At 67.1% G+C, this 14,228-nt stretch carries 14 protein-coding genes; all 14 read right to left on the bottom strand.

The features are described from left to right. Positions 1 to 83: 83 nt before the first annotated feature. The 14 genes from HMF7854_RS04480 to HMF7854_RS04415 all read right to left on the bottom strand — a co-directional run bounded on the left by HMF7854_RS04480 (position 84) and on the right by HMF7854_RS04415 (position 14,221). Positions 84 to 488 carry a DUF1353 domain-containing protein gene (locus tag HMF7854_RS04480; RefSeq protein ID WP_126718002.1) on the bottom strand — a complete coding sequence of 135 codons (405 nt, stop codon included), beginning with the start codon at positions 486 to 488 and terminating at the stop codon, positions 84 to 86. Continuing rightward, positions 485 to 988, bottom strand: coding sequence for a DUF4376 domain-containing protein (locus HMF7854_RS04475; protein WP_126718001.1), 504 nt, complete (start codon positions 986 to 988; stop codon positions 485 to 487). The genes HMF7854_RS04480 and HMF7854_RS04475 overlap by 4 nt, the downstream gene beginning before the upstream one ends. Beyond that, complete coding sequence (locus HMF7854_RS04470; protein ID WP_126718000.1) at positions 985 to 3,801, bottom strand: hypothetical protein; 2,817 nt, start codon at positions 3,799 to 3,801, stop codon at positions 985 to 987. Before HMF7854_RS04470 ends, HMF7854_RS04475 begins: the two co-directional genes overlap by 4 nt. After that, the gene (locus HMF7854_RS04465; protein ID WP_126717999.1) at positions 3,798 to 8,861 is read right to left on the bottom strand and encodes a hypothetical protein; all 5,064 of its coding nucleotides are present in this window, start codon (positions 8,859 to 8,861) and stop codon (positions 3,798 to 3,800) included. Before HMF7854_RS04465 ends, HMF7854_RS04470 begins: the two co-directional genes overlap by 4 nt. A 48-nt stretch (positions 8,862 to 8,909) precedes the next feature. After that, positions 8,910 to 9,320 carry a phage tail assembly chaperone gene (locus HMF7854_RS04460; protein ID WP_239016837.1) on the bottom strand — a complete coding sequence of 137 codons (411 nt, stop codon included), beginning with the start codon at positions 9,318 to 9,320 and terminating at the stop codon, positions 8,910 to 8,912. A gap of 17 nt (positions 9,321 to 9,337) precedes the next feature. Beyond that, positions 9,338 to 9,745 carry a hypothetical protein gene (locus HMF7854_RS04455; protein WP_126717997.1) on the bottom strand — a complete coding sequence of 136 codons (408 nt, stop codon included), beginning with the start codon at positions 9,743 to 9,745 and terminating at the stop codon, positions 9,338 to 9,340. Between the two features lie 108 nt (positions 9,746 to 9,853). Beyond that, positions 9,854 to 10,303, bottom strand: coding sequence for a hypothetical protein (locus HMF7854_RS04450; RefSeq protein ID WP_126717996.1), 450 nt, complete (start codon positions 10,301 to 10,303; stop codon positions 9,854 to 9,856). Positions 10,304 to 10,329: 26 nt separating this feature from the next. Then, positions 10,330 to 10,542, bottom strand: coding sequence for a hypothetical protein (locus HMF7854_RS04445; RefSeq protein WP_126717995.1), 213 nt, complete (start codon positions 10,540 to 10,542; stop codon positions 10,330 to 10,332). Positions 10,543 to 10,553: 11 nt separating this feature from the next. Continuing rightward, a complete protein-coding gene (locus HMF7854_RS04440; protein ID WP_126717994.1) occupies positions 10,554 to 10,955 on the bottom strand; it encodes a hypothetical protein in 402 nt (133 codons plus the stop codon). Next, positions 10,952 to 11,473, bottom strand: coding sequence for an HK97 gp10 family phage protein (locus tag HMF7854_RS04435; RefSeq protein WP_239016836.1), 522 nt, complete (start codon positions 11,471 to 11,473; stop codon positions 10,952 to 10,954). The genes HMF7854_RS04440 and HMF7854_RS04435 overlap by 4 nt, the downstream gene beginning before the upstream one ends. Continuing rightward, on the bottom strand, positions 11,473 to 11,862 hold the full coding sequence (locus HMF7854_RS04430) for a phage head completion protein (protein ID WP_239016835.1): 390 nt from the start codon (positions 11,860 to 11,862) through the stop codon (positions 11,473 to 11,475). Before HMF7854_RS04430 ends, HMF7854_RS04435 begins: the two co-directional genes overlap by 1 nt. Positions 11,863 to 11,868: 6 nt before the next feature. Then, a complete protein-coding gene (locus HMF7854_RS04425; RefSeq protein WP_126717991.1) occupies positions 11,869 to 12,414 on the bottom strand; it encodes a head-tail connector protein in 546 nt (181 codons plus the stop codon). Continuing rightward, on the bottom strand, positions 12,405 to 13,601 hold the full coding sequence (locus tag HMF7854_RS04420) for a hypothetical protein (protein ID WP_126717990.1): 1,197 nt from the start codon (positions 13,599 to 13,601) through the stop codon (positions 12,405 to 12,407). Before HMF7854_RS04420 ends, HMF7854_RS04425 begins: the two co-directional genes overlap by 10 nt. Next, the gene (locus tag HMF7854_RS04415) at positions 13,601 to 14,221 is read right to left on the bottom strand and encodes a hypothetical protein (protein ID WP_126717989.1); all 621 of its coding nucleotides are present in this window, start codon (positions 14,219 to 14,221) and stop codon (positions 13,601 to 13,603) included. Before HMF7854_RS04415 ends, HMF7854_RS04420 begins: the two co-directional genes overlap by 1 nt. Between the last annotated feature and the right edge of the window lie 7 nt (positions 14,222 to 14,228).

Below are 14,228 nucleotides of genomic sequence, written 5' to 3'. Positions count from 1 at the left end.
CCGACGGGCATGATCCTGCGCCGAGGAGACCCCTCCCCAGGCAAAGCATCGTGCACCTTTGTTCTTCCGTTTGACGGCCCCGCCTACGCGCCCTGTGTTGCGGGTCGGCCGATCACCGTCGCGCGTACCCGCCTCCAGCATGCCCACAACTTCACGGCAGCGAGCAACACCCCTCGCCGACCTCGACGGACCTGGGCGACCTTCAGAGCCTCCGCAAAGACCGCGATCGCGCGCGGATCTCCGTTGGTCAGCAGCCAGTCGTGCAAAAGCGCCGGCTTGGCCACCTTTCCCGACAGCGGAATGAAGGGCCGGGCGAACCACGGCACCGTGCAAAGGTCGGTCATGAAGCCGACCGGCACCCAGACCCAGTCGCCCGAGCCCCTGCTGCCGATCTCATAGCCGAAGGCCTCGGCCACTCGGAACAACCCCTCGCCATTGCGCTCCTCGGGCATTGCCTCGAGTAATAGCGGGGCAGTGAAGCTGCTCACGGCCAGCCTGACTCAATGTCGACCGAGGCGGGATCGCTCGACTGCTCGATCTCATCCCGCAGCGCCCGCGCTCGTGCATAGACAGCGCTGACATGCTGCCCGACCGCCATGCCCAGCTGCACCATCTGCTGCCCGCTCAGCGGCCCTGCGATCGTGTTGTCGGCAAGGGTGAACTCCTCCGAGAAGCTGGCACCCTGCAGTTGCGCCATCATCACTAGGCCGTTGATGTTGAGCTTGGACGCCTGGTCGCTCTGCACCACTCCAAACGGCGTGCTTGCAAGCAGCTCGCGCTCGCCGCGGATCGCCTTGACACGCGCCCACTGACGCTGCTGCAGGACCGCGACAGGCACCTGCCAGGCACCTTCAACGATCTCGGCCGCCGGATCGGGCCGGTCGGCGCCTTCTGCGACCAGTTCCCATTCCTCTCCGGCATAGCCCTCCGGGCTCCCGGAGACGTGGATCTCGCCGGTGATCGAGTTGCGGAAGGAAAGGAGAGTCATGGCGTAGCCGTGGACACCGAGCCGGTCACGTAGTGAAGCTTAGCCGCGCTGCACCGCGCGACCACCCGGAAGTTGTGGTTGCCGGCAGCCAGGCCTGTTGCCTGCCGGCTGAACTCGAAGTGGGCGGGGTCTGCATAGGTGACCTGCCGAGGGGGCACCGTGTCCTGATAGTCGACGGTGACGGCGCTAGAGGTAGGCCCCTCCTCTCCCCCCACGTCGACCCAGACGCCCGAGCCGGGAGCGGTCTCGTGCTGGACCTTCATCCAGTTGGTCCAGTCGTCCGCGCCGCCGGCCCGCTGCGGCGAGCCGTACAGGTTGACGGAGATTGTCGCCGAAGAGCCCGTGACGTTGATCCCAAGCGCAGCGCTGACCGCTGCAGGGCTAGTGCTGCTGTACGCCGCAAAGCCGCTCGACTGTGAGCTGCCAGCTGTGCTGGTCGCGGGAGCACCACCGCCGGAGGGTGCCGGAGCTGTCGTGGTGGTGCCCGGTGCCGGTGGCGGCGCCGTTAGGCGGTTGAGGACCAGGGTGTGCTGAAGCGTCGCGCCGTTCTTGATGGCCCGCACGACGATCGTCGCGCTGTCGCTCTGCATCGAGGCAATGTGCAGCACGCCAGGAGCGTCGAGCAGAGTGACCGTCGGACCAGCTGAGATGTTGTTCACCGCCCCTTCCAAGACGACGTAATCCCACCGGTCGGGCGTCACGGCTCCGGCCGCAGAGGTCACCGAATAGTAGAGGTCGCGCGGGAACTCGCCGCCCTCCGGCGTGCCGTCGGACGCAAACTTGAACGTCACCGACCCGGGCCCGTCGACCACGCTGGTGACGTCGCCGGGCTGGAAGCGAGAGACGAAGGGCTCACCAACATAGAAGGTACCGCCGGCAGCGCCGCCCTCGCGAATCGAGTAGAAGGCCGCCTGCGCCACCACCTTGAGGGCGCCGCCGCCAATTGGAGCCCGCTCCTGCGGCACCGCGATCGAGCCGGTGCGCCTGAACTTGCCCGTGACCGCCTCGGCGGTGGTGACCGCGGCCGAGAGCACGTTCACGGGCTCGAGAGCCGTCCCGTCGGCCGCGAACAGGTTGAGGCCGGCGCTCGTATCGAGGCCTTGCGGGACAGCCTGGTCCGCGACGACACTATGAGTGAAGAACAGGGTCTCGCCCCCGATCACCGAGAAGGGCGCGCTCCAGACCACCGAGTCCAGATCATGCTGCAGAGCGACAAAGGGCGTAGCGAAGTGCAGGGCATCGCTGGTGACCGCACCGGCCCTCAGGATCCAGCTCGAGGGATCATCGGGCGTGGCCAGCATGTTCCCGCCGCCATCGGCATTGCGGTCCGATGCTACGACCCGGATGGCAGGTCCCCATGTGATCCCGTTGTCGGTCGACTGACGCTGGAAGAAGTCCTGCCGATCGACATAGGTCTCGTGCCAGGCGGAAGCGCCGGCGCCTCCCAGCCCGTCCGAGGACCATTGTACTTTTGGCAGCAGCGAGTCGATCAGATCGGACAGCGTGCCGGCCAGCGGCGCCGCCTCGGACAGGCCCTCCACCGACAGCGCAAGCGTGCTGACTGTATCGCCGACCTCGATCGAGAAATCCTTGAAGAAGCCGTAGATGGTCAGACTGTCGGTGCCTTCGTCGCCGATCCATAGCGAGGGCGTGGCACGCACCGAGGCGATCCGGTTGGCGACGAGGTCGAGTGCCTCCGTCCGGATCAGCGCCCGGACGTTCATCTTCTTGGCCCAGGAGCGCGCCACAACGGTGGCCGAGCCGAACTCGTCGATGGTCTTCTTGCTGTAGTCGTTGATCCCCGCTGTGGGTGAGGCTTCGGTGATGCCGAGGGTCCGGACAGTGCCAAGAATCAGCGTGCCAACGGACACCGTGCCCGCACCGGTGATAGTGACAGTGACCCTGCCAGTGGTCTGCGGGAGATCAAGGAACCCGATCGTCCCCGCGGAAACGGCAGTCATTCGGTCATAGCCGGGCGCCTGGACCCGAACAGAGGATCCGACCACGTTGAGGAGAGCCACGGCGTCAACGCCGCTGGCGTTGATCTCTACCTGCATCGAGCGCGCGCCGCTGGTTGCGGTGCCTAGCGCCTGATCGAACATCGCCCAGCGGTTCGTCGGCCCGACGTCCGTCCAATCGTCCGGCGTGGTCGTCGGATCACGGTTGAGGCTGACTGGTACGGAGCACTCGTAGATGCGGTGGGTAGCCGTGCTGATGACCCGGCTGCCCTGCGCATAGCCGGTCTGGTTGGCCCAAGCTGGAAAGTCGTTCTCCGGCACCGTGCTGGACGCCAGCGCCGCCCCTACTACGGCCATGGGCTCAAGCAGCTTGAGGGTAGAGGGGCTGTCAGGCGCCGGATCGGAACCGTCGTCGGCGGTTGTCTCGGTCTCGGCCAAGCCCTCGATGGTGAGCGTGCAGAAGCTAGTCGGCGGCACGGCCAGGTCGAGGCTGAAGTCCTTATAGAAGCCGTTGACGCTCAGCCAGTCGTAGCGGTCATCGGCAACCCACCGAACCTCCGTAGAGCGGACACTCGCGAGCGAGCGCTGGACAGCGTCAACATGGCTGGAGGGAAGCGCCAAGCGGACCGACATCGTTCGCGAGAAGCCCCGCTTGGCGACCGTGGTCACCCCGAAGTCGTCGGTTACCCTGCGGCTATAATCGGTGATGCCGATCGTCGGCGAGACTTCAAGCTCGCCAAGATCGATGACGGCCACACCGCTGCTTTGGTCGCCACCAAGTAGGAGGTTCCCGCCGGCCTGATCGCCGGCCAGCAGCAGGCTGGTCCGCGGCCCGCGCGGCCGTTCTGCCCTCACGCCGCGATCACCGTCGCTACAGCGTTGCCGCCGCTATCGGCGGTGACGGTGTCGAGGATACGCGCGACCTTGCCGGTGTTGCTGGCGGTGGCGGCGTGGCCGGCATTGTTGTCGGCGCGCAGCTGGGCGACCTCCTCGCGCAGCTGCCGGACCTCGTCGACGAGCGACGCGCTGCCATTGTCGTTCGTCGCCGGCGCCGCGGCCTGAGTGGCCGCCGCGGCATTGAGCAGCGCGGCGTTCGAGCTGGCCGAGGCAGCGTCGCCGAAATTGCTGATCAGGCCATAGGTCGCCTGCAGGCTGTTGGCCGTCTCCGTCTGGATACGGTCCAGCTCCTGCCGGCTCGTTGCGGCATTCGCCGCAGCGGTGAGCAGCGCCTGCGACAGCTGCGGCAGCGACTTGGCGGCATCCTGGTCGCCGATGCGGGCCGAGGCGGTCGCGACGTTGAACTGGCCGAGCAGCGAGGCAAAGGTGCCGGCGCCGGTCCCGTCCGACAGTCCGCGAATGCGCTTGACCTCGTCCATGATGCTGTCGCCGACCGAGGTCCACGCCTTGCGCAGATCGTCGGCCGCCTTCGCAGCGTCCTGCCCGTCCTGAATTGCCCAGATTTGCAGCTGCAGCGCCCGATTGCTCTCGTCGAGCTTCAGGAGGTCGAGGCGGCGGAGCTCGGCCGTGTTGCCCTGCAGCTCAAGCAGCTGCCGCTGGAGGTTCTGGCGCTCGCTCAGGACGTCGGCCGCGCTCTTCGCGCCCTCCAGCGAGGATTGCAGGTCGGCGAAGGCCGGCGCGATCTTCAGCAGGGTCGCATATACCTCCTGCCCGGCGCTGGTGGTCAGGTCCTGTGCCTCGACCAGCTGGCGGAAGCCGGCGAGGGTGCCCGGCATCGACAGGCCGAGGCTGGCGAACACGGTGGCGAGCTGCGCCGTCTTGGCTGCGCTCTGCTCGGCCTCAGAGTAGTAAGTCTTGAAGTAGGCGTTCACCGTGCTGGTCAGGTCGCCGATCGTCTCGAACTGGTCGGCAAGGCCCATGCGCGCAGCGATGCCGAGGTTGGCGGCGCTGGTGCCGAGCATCTTGAGCGAGTCTCCGACCGCCTGGAAGGTCGAGGCGACCCGCACCAGCGTCTCGAACGCGCCCTCGCCGACCTTCTGGAACTGGGTGACCATGGGGAAGATGGACGATGCCATCTGGTCGCCGACCGAGGAGAAGATGGCGTTGAGTTGGTCCTTGATCTCGGCGCCGGACATGTCCTTGAAGGAGACCTTCCCGATGTTCACCTGGAAGCTGTCGAGCATCGCCTTGGCACCATCGATGCCGATGGCGCCGGCCGCGGTGACCAGGCCGTTGCGCAGGTTGACGATGACGCTCTGGACGGCGCTGGTGATGGACCCGTCGAGGCCGCTGTTCGAGGTCTGGTAGCTCGTCTTTGTGCTGCCGCCGATCCCGAGGAAGCCGCTCTTCTTCTTGATCTGCTCGACCGTCTGATAGGTGCTGCCGCTGATACCGTTGGCGACGATGTTGCCGACGGTGGTGGCCGCAAGCGTGATCCCGGCGTCGTAGAGGGTTCGCGTGGTGTTCTTGGCGCCGATCCCGAGGAACCCACCGCTGCCGCTCGAGCCGAGGTTGAGCTTGGACGTGTCGAACAGCGAACCAGCGACGTTGATCTGCTGGGCGACGGCGCCGGCCATGGCGGTGATCGAGGTGTCGATCGAGCGCAGGCTCTTGAGCATCTCGTTCGAGGACTGGAGCGCGCCGTCGGTGTTGGCCGCGACCAGCTCGAGGCTGTGCGCGATGCTGGCGCTCTTCTCGTCCGGAGCGCCGAACACGGTGCCGGTGCCTGCCTTCTTCTGGAGGTCGTCGGCCGACATCGGCGCGGTCGACCGACCGCCACCGCCGCCGCGGAAGCCCAGCGCCGCGATGACCGCGACCATGGCGGCGACCACCGGGAAGGCCCACGGGCCCAGCTCGGCGAAGATCTTCGAACCGCCCTCGGCCGTGTTGGCGGTGGTACGGGCGGCCGAGTTGGCGAGGCTGGAGGCCGTCTTGGCGACGTCGCGGGCGATCGAGGCGATGGTCTGCGCCGCCTGGAAGGCTGCGTAGGCCTTTTCGATGTCGGACATGACCTTGTAGCCGGTCGAGTGCTCCTTGAAGAGCGACTTCAGGCCCCCGATCGCCTGCATCGTGGCCTGCTGCCGTGCCGTCCCGGACTGCTTGGCGTAGAGTACATCCGCCCGGGCGGCGCGCGCCGCGTCGGATCCGGCCGCCTTCAGGGCCGCGCGATGGTCCTCGTCGAGCTTGGCCTGGACGGCGGCATAGCTGGTGAGAGCAGTAAGTGCCTGCCCGACGCCGCTGCCCACGTTGCCGAACGCTGCCGAGAGGCTGTCCGCCATCTCCTGCGCCTGCCCGTTGACGGTCCCGAGCAGCGTCGCCGTGTAGCTCAGAGCATTGTTGTAGCTGTCCTGTGCCGTTGCCAGCGCCTGGGTCTGGTCGGCGATCGCGACCTGCTGTGCGATGTAGGCGGCCCTGTCCTCGGGGTTGAACTTCTCGGCGTCCTGGGTGGCACGCACCACCGCCAGAGCATGCACGCGCACTGCGTCGGTGGCGCCGACCAGGCGCAGCTCTTCCCGAAGCTGCGCAAGCTGCTTGTCGCCCTGGTCGGCAGCTGCGAGATACTGCGCCTTCCGCTCAACAGCCGCCAGGCGCTCGCGCTCGGCGCGCTGATCGGCAAGCGCGGCAGTTGCCCGGCCTGCTTCGGTCACCAGGCCGCGTTGCTGGGCTGCCTCCACCGCTGCGAGCAGCGGCAGGTCGGCAATCTGACCCTTGACCAGCTCGGCCGCGCGCTCGGCGGGGACTGTCCCGGCAGCCACCATCGCGTTGACCTTGTCCTGAGCAGAAGCCTGGTCCCGCATGCCGGCCGTCGCCTTTGCGGCATCGGAGACCCGCTGGGCGATCGAGAGGCGGATCTGGCGGTCGACCAGCTCCTCGATGTCGGCGCGCTTCTTGATCGCGTCGGACTCGGCCTTAACGCGCGCCTCGGCAATCAGCGCCGCGGCGCCGGAGACGCGGTAGGCATCGGCCAGCGCGTAGAGGTTGCGGATCTGCGCCTCGGTCGCCTCGGCCTCGCGAGCGAGCTGCTCAGCGTGGTGATCTTCCTTCGGCTTCGGCGGCTTCTTGGGCGTGCGGTCGGCGATGATCTCCGCTGCCTTGTTCTTCAGCCGCTCGCGAGCATTCTGGGTCGCGCGGGCAGAGATCTTGTCGAACCCGCGGTCGATGTCCGCGAAGGTGCCCTTGAATTGAGCCCCGATGTCTTTGCCGACATTCCCCAGGGTGCCCTTGAAGCTGGTCTGGATGCGCCCAAGCGCCACGTCGGCGACGGGCGCGATGTTGGTCTTGAACACCGCGTTTATCGTGCTGCCGATCTTGTTCAGCGCCGCGACGCCAAGGTTCACCATTTTCTCGAAGGCGGCGATCGCGAGGTTGGCCGCACCGACCGCAGCGTTGCCGATGATGCCCGGCAGGTTCGCAAACAGGCTGTAGATGCCCTTCACGGCGCTGGCGAACGCGGCAAGGATGATCTGGACCGAGAACTTCCCGAACTCGCCAATCTTTTGGAAGGCGTTGCTGAAGAAGCTCGAGATCCCGCCGGCAGTGAAGCCGGCGTGCTCGGCGATTACTTGGAAGGTGGCCTTGGTGACGTCGCCCCAGGTGACCGTCTGGTCCTTGAGCTTCTTCATTTCAGCGTGGGTCAGGCCGAGGCTCTCGGCATACTTCTTCATCTCGGCATCGCTCGCCGCTGCCTGCTTGACGCCGAGCAATGCTGCGCCGCCAAGCGCGGCGGCAGCGATGAGCGGCGTGAAGGCGGCGACCAACCCGCCGAGCTGCAGGGCGAAGCCCTTGAGCCCGCCCTCGGCCAACATGCCGATCTGCGCGATCTGGCCGCCCTGCTGGAGAAACACCTGCATGGGCTTCTGCCCGGTAAGCAAGCCTTGGGCGATGTCGGGCAGCTGGATGGCAAATTGCCGCATCGCAAAGCCGCTGCGACCCGCAGACGTTGCGAGCTGTTCATGCTCACTGGCCGCCGCAGCGAGGCGGCCGCGGAGCACCTCCTGCTGCCGGGCGTATTCGGCAGGGGCGGTCGCTCCAGAGTAGTAGAGCCGCGTGCTCTCGGCGATCTCCGCGTTGAGCCGCTTCGTTGCCGCGTAGAGGGGGTCGGTAGTGAGCCGCAGGCGCTCCGCCGCCGCCGCGTCCGCCTCTTGGGCCGCATACGACCCCTGCACCTTCGCGGCGAGTTCCGCATGGGCAGCGGCAAGCCGCTGTGCCGTGGCGGCGGCATCGGCCTGGGCGCGCGCTTCGTCCTGAGCCGCCTTTGCCGCCAGAGCGCTGAACGTAGCGCCGCCGTCGGTCGCCGACATTCGGCCAGCCCCGGTGTTTTGTTCAAGCAGCACCTGCAGGCGGCCCCGCTCGAGCAGCTGGGCGTTCACCGCCTGCTCGGCCGCCGCCCGGGTGCGTGCGGCTTCTGCCTGCCTGGCGGTGGCAGCCTCGGCCGCCTGCTCTTCCCGGTACGCTGCCATGCGCTGCTGCGCCACCGCTTCGAACATCCGGTAGGCACCCGCGGCGTCACGCACCGCTTGCGCCTCGGCGTTCGTTGCCGCGGCAGCCTTCTCGCGCATGCCCGATAGAGCCGCCTCCTGGCTCCGGAGGCGCTCGGCCAATTCGGCATTGCCAGTCTGCTCGGCCGCGAGTGCCGCTGCCGCGGCCCGGCTCATGCCGAAGGTGGTGATCTGCCGCTCCATCTGGCGGGACAAGGCCTCGCCCGCCTTGGTCGCGCGAGCCATGGCTGCTGCAGCGGTGGCAGCCGCCTGAGTGGACGCGTTGGCGAAGCTGGTAATCTCGGCCGAGGCTCCGCCGAGCTTGACCATGCCCGCGGTGGCGCGCTCGATCTTCGAAGCATCGGCAATGACCTTCGCCTCTGTCGAGGTCATGACCTGCTGAAGGCGGCTAAGCTGCTCAAAAGACCCGGCAGTGTCGATCGCGAAGCCTACTTCGAGCGAGGGCAACCCGTCGTCCATGGTTCCCTCCTTCCTCATCAAGGCTGCGAGCGTAACGGCCGTCTCAAGCTATCCGAGGACGGATCTGAGCCGCGCCTCGTCGGCGTCGCGCGCTTGCTGCGTAATGGCTGCGCGCCACGGTGGCGGGCAGTTGTGGTCCTCAGCTAGGCGTCCCTCGGCGATGTACGCGGCCGAGAGATCCCGGATGAGCCGAGCTTCCCATGGTTCAAGCTCAACGCCGGTAAGCCGCTGCCACTCGCCGATCTCGCGCCAGCTAAGCGTCGACGGACCCATGCCGCCCGTCTCGGCGATGCCGATCTCGATCAGGCGATTGATCAGATGCGGCGCCGGGTTCGGCGGCATGGGGGGCGAGATCTTGTCCTTCTTCAGCTCTTCGATCCGGCTGAGGCAGGAGGATCCGCCTCTCTGCGCCCGCTTGGATCCTTCCGGCAGCTTGGGCGTGGCGTTGAGCCACGCCATCTGCCGAACGTAGAGCTTCAGGCCTCGAGCGAGGCGGGTTTGAAGTTTCCCCAGTCAGCCAGGTGCTTCGACACCTGCTTGACGATGAAGCCCAGCTGCGGATCGCCGTAGACGGCCTCGAACAGCTCGGTGCCCGTCAGGTCGCCGTAGGTTAGGTGCTCGAAGCTGATGGTCACAGCGGCGAGATCCTCGGCCGCTTCCTGCCGACGCTCCTCGGCCGTGGCGGCCGTCATCTTGCCGTCGTTGTCGTTCATGCGCTTCAGCGCGCGGGCAGTCTGGCGGGTGTCGATTTCGCCGTAGGCGCGACTGCCGGGACCGTGGACGATGATGCGGACCGGGGCCTCGCCGTCGTACAGTGGCTCGCCAGCGGCGTTCTTGACGTGGATGGCGGAAGTCGCGGCCGCCTTGAGCTTCGATGCGTCCATGGTCTTCTATTCCTTCTCGCGGTGGTGCACCGACCCGCCCCGCCCGCGAGAGCGCGAGGCGGGTCGATGCCTGTTAGTCCGGCTAGGTGCCGGAAAGGGTTGTCGGGGTTAGGCGGCGGCTACCTTCACGATCTTGGTGCAGATCTCGATGCTGGGATTGGCCATCAGCATGGTGTCGGCGCCATCCGTGGTCTCCGGCATCCCGAAGACACGACCCTGGAAGTAGCGCTTCGCGCCATCCGGGTAGGTGACCTTGAAGCTGTAGAGAGCGTTCGTCTCGTTGTCGCTGGCAGTCTGCAGCAGGGTCTGCCCAGCGTCGGTGGAGTCGATCGCCAACGAGGGCTGGAGCGTGCCGTAGTCGGCCGAGCCCTTGTACTTCTGCTTGGCGCCCTTGAGGGGCTGGAATTCGACCTTGGCATAGCTGGCACCGAGGCCGCCCAGCTTTTCGACCTGGCCGATGTCGGTGAACGCCAGCGCGGCGTAGCCGGCGGCATCGGGGGTGGCGGGCGCGGCCGCCGAAATGGCGAGCGTCGAGCCCGCCGCAGTCTGGGAACCCATGATCAATCTCCTTGGTGGCGGGCCGGCTAAGCCGGCGGGTTTTCATCCTTGGCGGACGAAGCAGGTGAGGCGGTGGCGGCCTTCGTGTCGCACCTCCCCACGAGGCCGGCGGCCTCGTAGTTGGCGAAGACGCCGCTCTCGATCGAAGGCGTGGCGTCCTTGGTGAAGTTCTCGCCGGTGCCGGCATCGGTGAAATCACGAAGGACGAGGGCCTTCGTCTTGGTGGTCTTCTCAGCCATGCTCTTGCTCCTCATGCGGGCACGTTGAACGAGACCCGGAAATCGATTGTCTGCTCAAAGCTGTTGCCCGGTCCGGGGACGTCGGGACCGACGCCGGCGGACAGGACGGAGATCTTCGACGCGGGAGCCATGTCGCCAAGCCACCCTGCACAGGCGGCGCGGACCAGACGGATCATCTCAACTTGGTCACGATAGGTGCTCGCACGCACGGTCACGGAAATCCGATCTACCATCCGGACGGAGGCGCCGCGGACCAAGGTTTGCCGTTCCAGCGAGCTGACTAGCCGCACCAGCAGCGAAGGCAGCAAGATGTTGGGCGGCAGCAAGCCGGCCTTGATCCTCTCGGCGGGGACCATCGTCGTAACCGTCTCGTCAGCGACCAGGAGCGCTCCGATGATGTCGGCGCCGGTCATTGCTCATCGACCTCCGGCGCTGCTGTGACCCGGCCGCGTGCGATGCGGCTGTTGATGTAGCGCTGAGCCTGGGCGACCGCCTCGGCCTCCTTCGTGTCGAGTGCCGGCCGAAGGAACGGGTGCGGCGTGGCGCCCGGATGGTGGACAGTCGCGCCGACGAACTGACCGTTGATCACCAGGGAACCGGCCTTGTGCATCTGGTTGATGCGGCCGATGCTCATCCCCATCCGCTGGCTCTCGTCGACGCTGATGAAGTGAGGCGAGGTCCCGTACTCAAGCCAAGGGGCGATGTAGGCGCCCTTGCCCTTCACCTGGACCTTGGCGATGACCCGGTCATCCTCCTGCTTGGTCGCAACTTTGACCGCCTCGGCGACCTCGGTTGAACGGGAGCGTGCCTTTGCTTCGTCGGCGACCACTGTCGCAGCAGCGCGAGCGGCGCCGCGAAGAACCTTGGTCAGGTCGATCGGAAGCTTGGCAAAGTAAGCGTCAACCTCACCCCGGCCGCGCACTGTCGGCATCAGGCAGCGTTTCCGGCTGAGCTGTAATCCTCGATCATGAAGACGAGCGCCTCCCGCCTTCCGAGTATCGCGGGGGCGCTGACGATTTGGGCAGTGCGACGGGCCTGCCAGATCTGTCCGTCACCCTCGCGCACGTACCGCCCAACCGTTACCCGCATCGAGGCCATGATGTCCTCGCGGTAGCGGATCGTCACCCGAGCGGCCCGGGTCACGAGGTCGATGCCGTCGGTCACCTGCTCGCCGCGCCGCGGCAATGTGTCTTCCACCTCCGCCCATACCTCGGCGACTGGCGTCCAGGTTCCTTTGCCTGCGGAATCGAAGCCGTCAGCGGCGACAGGTTGTTCGATCCGGATCAGGTCGCGGAGCCGGCCTGTGAGCGCCCTCTTCACTATGGTCTACTCGGCGTAGGAGCGTTGGTTGACCAGGAACCCGGCGAGCCGCTCGTCGATCTCGGGGACCAGGGTCGGCTCGTCGTACATCTGGGCAACAAGCGACCTGATCACGAGCAACAGGCTTGGCGGGACCGTGGCACACCCGGCCACGAACCGGATCACGACATTGTTAACGCCGATACTCAGTTCCGGCCACGCCGCCCCGCCGGCCAGCACCAGCCAGGCAGGATCGCTGGTGGAGTCGAGCTGGTAGGCTTCGGCTGCAAGGGTCTGCTTCACGCCGTCGGGATCGAAATATGAGACAGACTCGATCGACTGGACCGGACCCCGCGGAAGCAGGATTGTGTCGCTGAAGGCGTCGAGCGTCAGCTCCCAGGTCTGCGGCATGATCGACCGGCCCAAATAGAGCTCGAGCACGTCGGTAGCGGCCGCAACGTAGTCGACGATGAGCAGCTCGTCCGTCGTCTCGCTCGGCGCAAGTCGGCACTGCCGCTTCGCGTCTTCCAGCGAGATAGCCGGAGCCGGCTGAACCACTCGCTTCAGGCCCATCGCCGCCCTCCCGAGGTCTGCGCAAGGCGCTTGGATACCGCGCCACCCCAGCGCGACCCGCTGCCGCTGGTAGAAGCGCCGCGACTGGCGCTCTCCGAGCGGGCCGGGATGGCAGTGTCTCGACCCGGTAGTGGAGCACGCACGACGCCGGCCGCGGCGACCAGGTCGCCCGCTTCGACCGCGCTCATGGTTCCCACCACAAGGCTAAGGACGAGCGCTCCGGGGGTGTCAGGGTCATCGGCGATGACCATGGTACCACCGGCCTCGGCTCGACCCGTGCCAGCAGCGATCTCGTGATCGCTGAGCTGCGCGGTCGCGACGACGTCGGCCGAGGCCGTCGCTTCCTGCCCCTCTGGTACGTCTGCGACGCTGCCGGCGCCGTGGAGGACGGTCGAGCCGATCGCTTGAAGGTAGTCGTCGCTGTCCACGATGGCCGCCTTGGCGCCAGCGGCGGCGGCACTTGCCGTCGCCGCAGCGCTGTCGGTGCCCTCGCTAGTCGTTCCGGAGGCCGCGATCCGGGCGACACCCCCACCGCCGGCCGTGTCCCCGTCTTCGAGGAGCAGTCCCGCGCCTGAAGCGAGTGCGGCGAACTGCCCGGAAGCGACATCGGCGCCGTCGGAGACCGCTACCCGCGCGGCGATCGTCGCCGCGCCGGTGACGGTGGCGGTTTCCGGTTGGTCCACAACCTGACCGGCTGCCTGGGCTTGCACCGTGCCGGCGGCAGCGGCGGCATCGGCCCCATCGGACACGAGCGCAGAGCCGGTAGACACAGACATGCCGGCGGCAACGACGCCGTCCGAGCTCTCCGACGCGCTTCCGAACCCGGCAAGGAGAGCGGCCGCGATCGCGACGCTGGTGTCGGCGCCCTCCGATATCGCGCCGCCCGCTGAAGCAAGATTGGTGCCCGCGGCAGCGATGGGGTCTGGATTGTCGACGATGCTACCGGCGCTGCTCGCCCGGGCCGCGCCCGAGCCGCTAAGCGCCTCAGCTCCATCCAGGCAATATCCCGTGCCCGCGAGCCCAGCCGAGCCAGCGGCAGCGAACGTTTCAGCCGCCTCAGCGCTGTTCCCCGATGCGAAGGCCGGCGCAGCAGCATTGCCGAGCGCCGCATCCGCGGCATCCGAGATGTTCGCGGTCGCCCCGATGGCCGCGGCCGCCGCTGCCAGGTTCAGGAACATGAGCAGCATCAGGTGAACTCATACCCGGTGATCAGCACGTCCCAGGTCGGCGCGTTGGTGACAAACACTGCATTGGCCGTGATCCCCCACTGCAGCGCCGCGTCGCCGACCAGCTCCGGTCCATCGTCTTCAAAGCTGATCGTAAGTCGATCCCAAGCAAGGGCGGTTGCCGGCGTAGCCAGGCGCACCTGAAGGAGGATCCCGGGACTGGTGGTGGCCACCACTCCACCGGCGTTCACCCGGATATTGAACGTGGTCACCTGAGCGGTGGCGGTGGCATTGCCGCGCGTTGCGAAGGTCAGCGAAGTGATCCTGAAGCGCTTGCCGCTCGGCGGTACGAGAGAGGCTGCGGCCGCCGGCGGGGCGGCACCCAAGGTGCCGGCCTTCGTTAGCGGTACGGCTGTTTCAGCTCCCGTTGCCCCGGCCGCCACGCCGGTGGCGTAGAACTGGACCAAAGTCCGGCCATCGTGCCGATCGAAGGTTGGGAGTGGGTTGCTGTTGGCGACATCGCTGGCTTGCCCATCGACCCCGAACTCAACCTTGACCCGCTGGTGCTTGATCCCGCCGATATCGTCAGTGGCGATGACGTCTCCGCCGGCGCCGCTGTTCAGGGTCGTGTTGTCCGCCATCGATGCG

Source organism: Sphingomonas ginkgonis (assembly GCF_003970925.1).
GTDB lineage: Bacteria > Pseudomonadota > Alphaproteobacteria > Sphingomonadales > Sphingomonadaceae > Sphingomicrobium > Sphingomicrobium ginkgonis.
Note: the sequence above shows the minus strand (reverse complement) of the source record. Positions and strands in the feature narration are given on the sequence as shown.

What these genes read in the sequence shown, in the direction of transcription:
- HMF7854_RS04440 (WP_126717994.1), bottom strand. Translation starts at nt 10,955, where the DNA reads ATGACCGGCGCCGACATCATCGGAGCGCTCCTGGTCGCTGACGAGACG.
- HMF7854_RS04455 (WP_126717997.1), bottom strand. Translation starts at nt 9,745, where the DNA reads ATGGACGCATCGAAGCTCAAGGCGGCCGCGACTTCCGCCATCCACGTC.
- HMF7854_RS04465 (WP_126717999.1), bottom strand. Translation starts at nt 8,861, where the DNA reads ATGGACGACGGGTTGCCCTCGCTCGAAGTAGGCTTCGCGATCGACACT.
- HMF7854_RS04445 (WP_126717995.1), bottom strand. Translation starts at nt 10,542, where the DNA reads ATGGCTGAGAAGACCACCAAGACGAAGGCCCTCGTCCTTCGTGATTTC.
- HMF7854_RS04435 (WP_239016836.1), bottom strand. Translation starts at nt 11,473, where the DNA reads ATGCCGACAGTGCGCGGCCGGGGTGAGGTTGACGCTTACTTTGCCAAG.
- HMF7854_RS04415 (WP_126717989.1), bottom strand. Translation starts at nt 14,221, where the DNA reads ATGGCGGACAACACGACCCTGAACAGCGGCGCCGGCGGAGACGTCATC.
- HMF7854_RS04475 (WP_126718001.1), bottom strand. Translation starts at nt 988, where the DNA reads ATGACTCTCCTTTCCTTCCGCAACTCGATCACCGGCGAGATCCACGTC.
- HMF7854_RS04425 (WP_126717991.1), bottom strand. Translation starts at nt 12,414, where the DNA reads ATGGGCCTGAAGCGAGTGGTTCAGCCGGCTCCGGCTATCTCGCTGGAA.
- HMF7854_RS04460 (WP_239016837.1), bottom strand. Translation starts at nt 9,320, where the DNA reads ATGGCGTGGCTCAACGCCACGCCCAAGCTGCCGGAAGGATCCAAGCGG.
- HMF7854_RS04450 (WP_126717996.1), bottom strand. Translation starts at nt 10,303, where the DNA reads ATGGGTTCCCAGACTGCGGCGGGCTCGACGCTCGCCATTTCGGCGGCC.
- HMF7854_RS04420 (WP_126717990.1), bottom strand. Translation starts at nt 13,601, where the DNA reads ATGCTGCTCATGTTCCTGAACCTGGCAGCGGCGGCCGCGGCCATCGGG.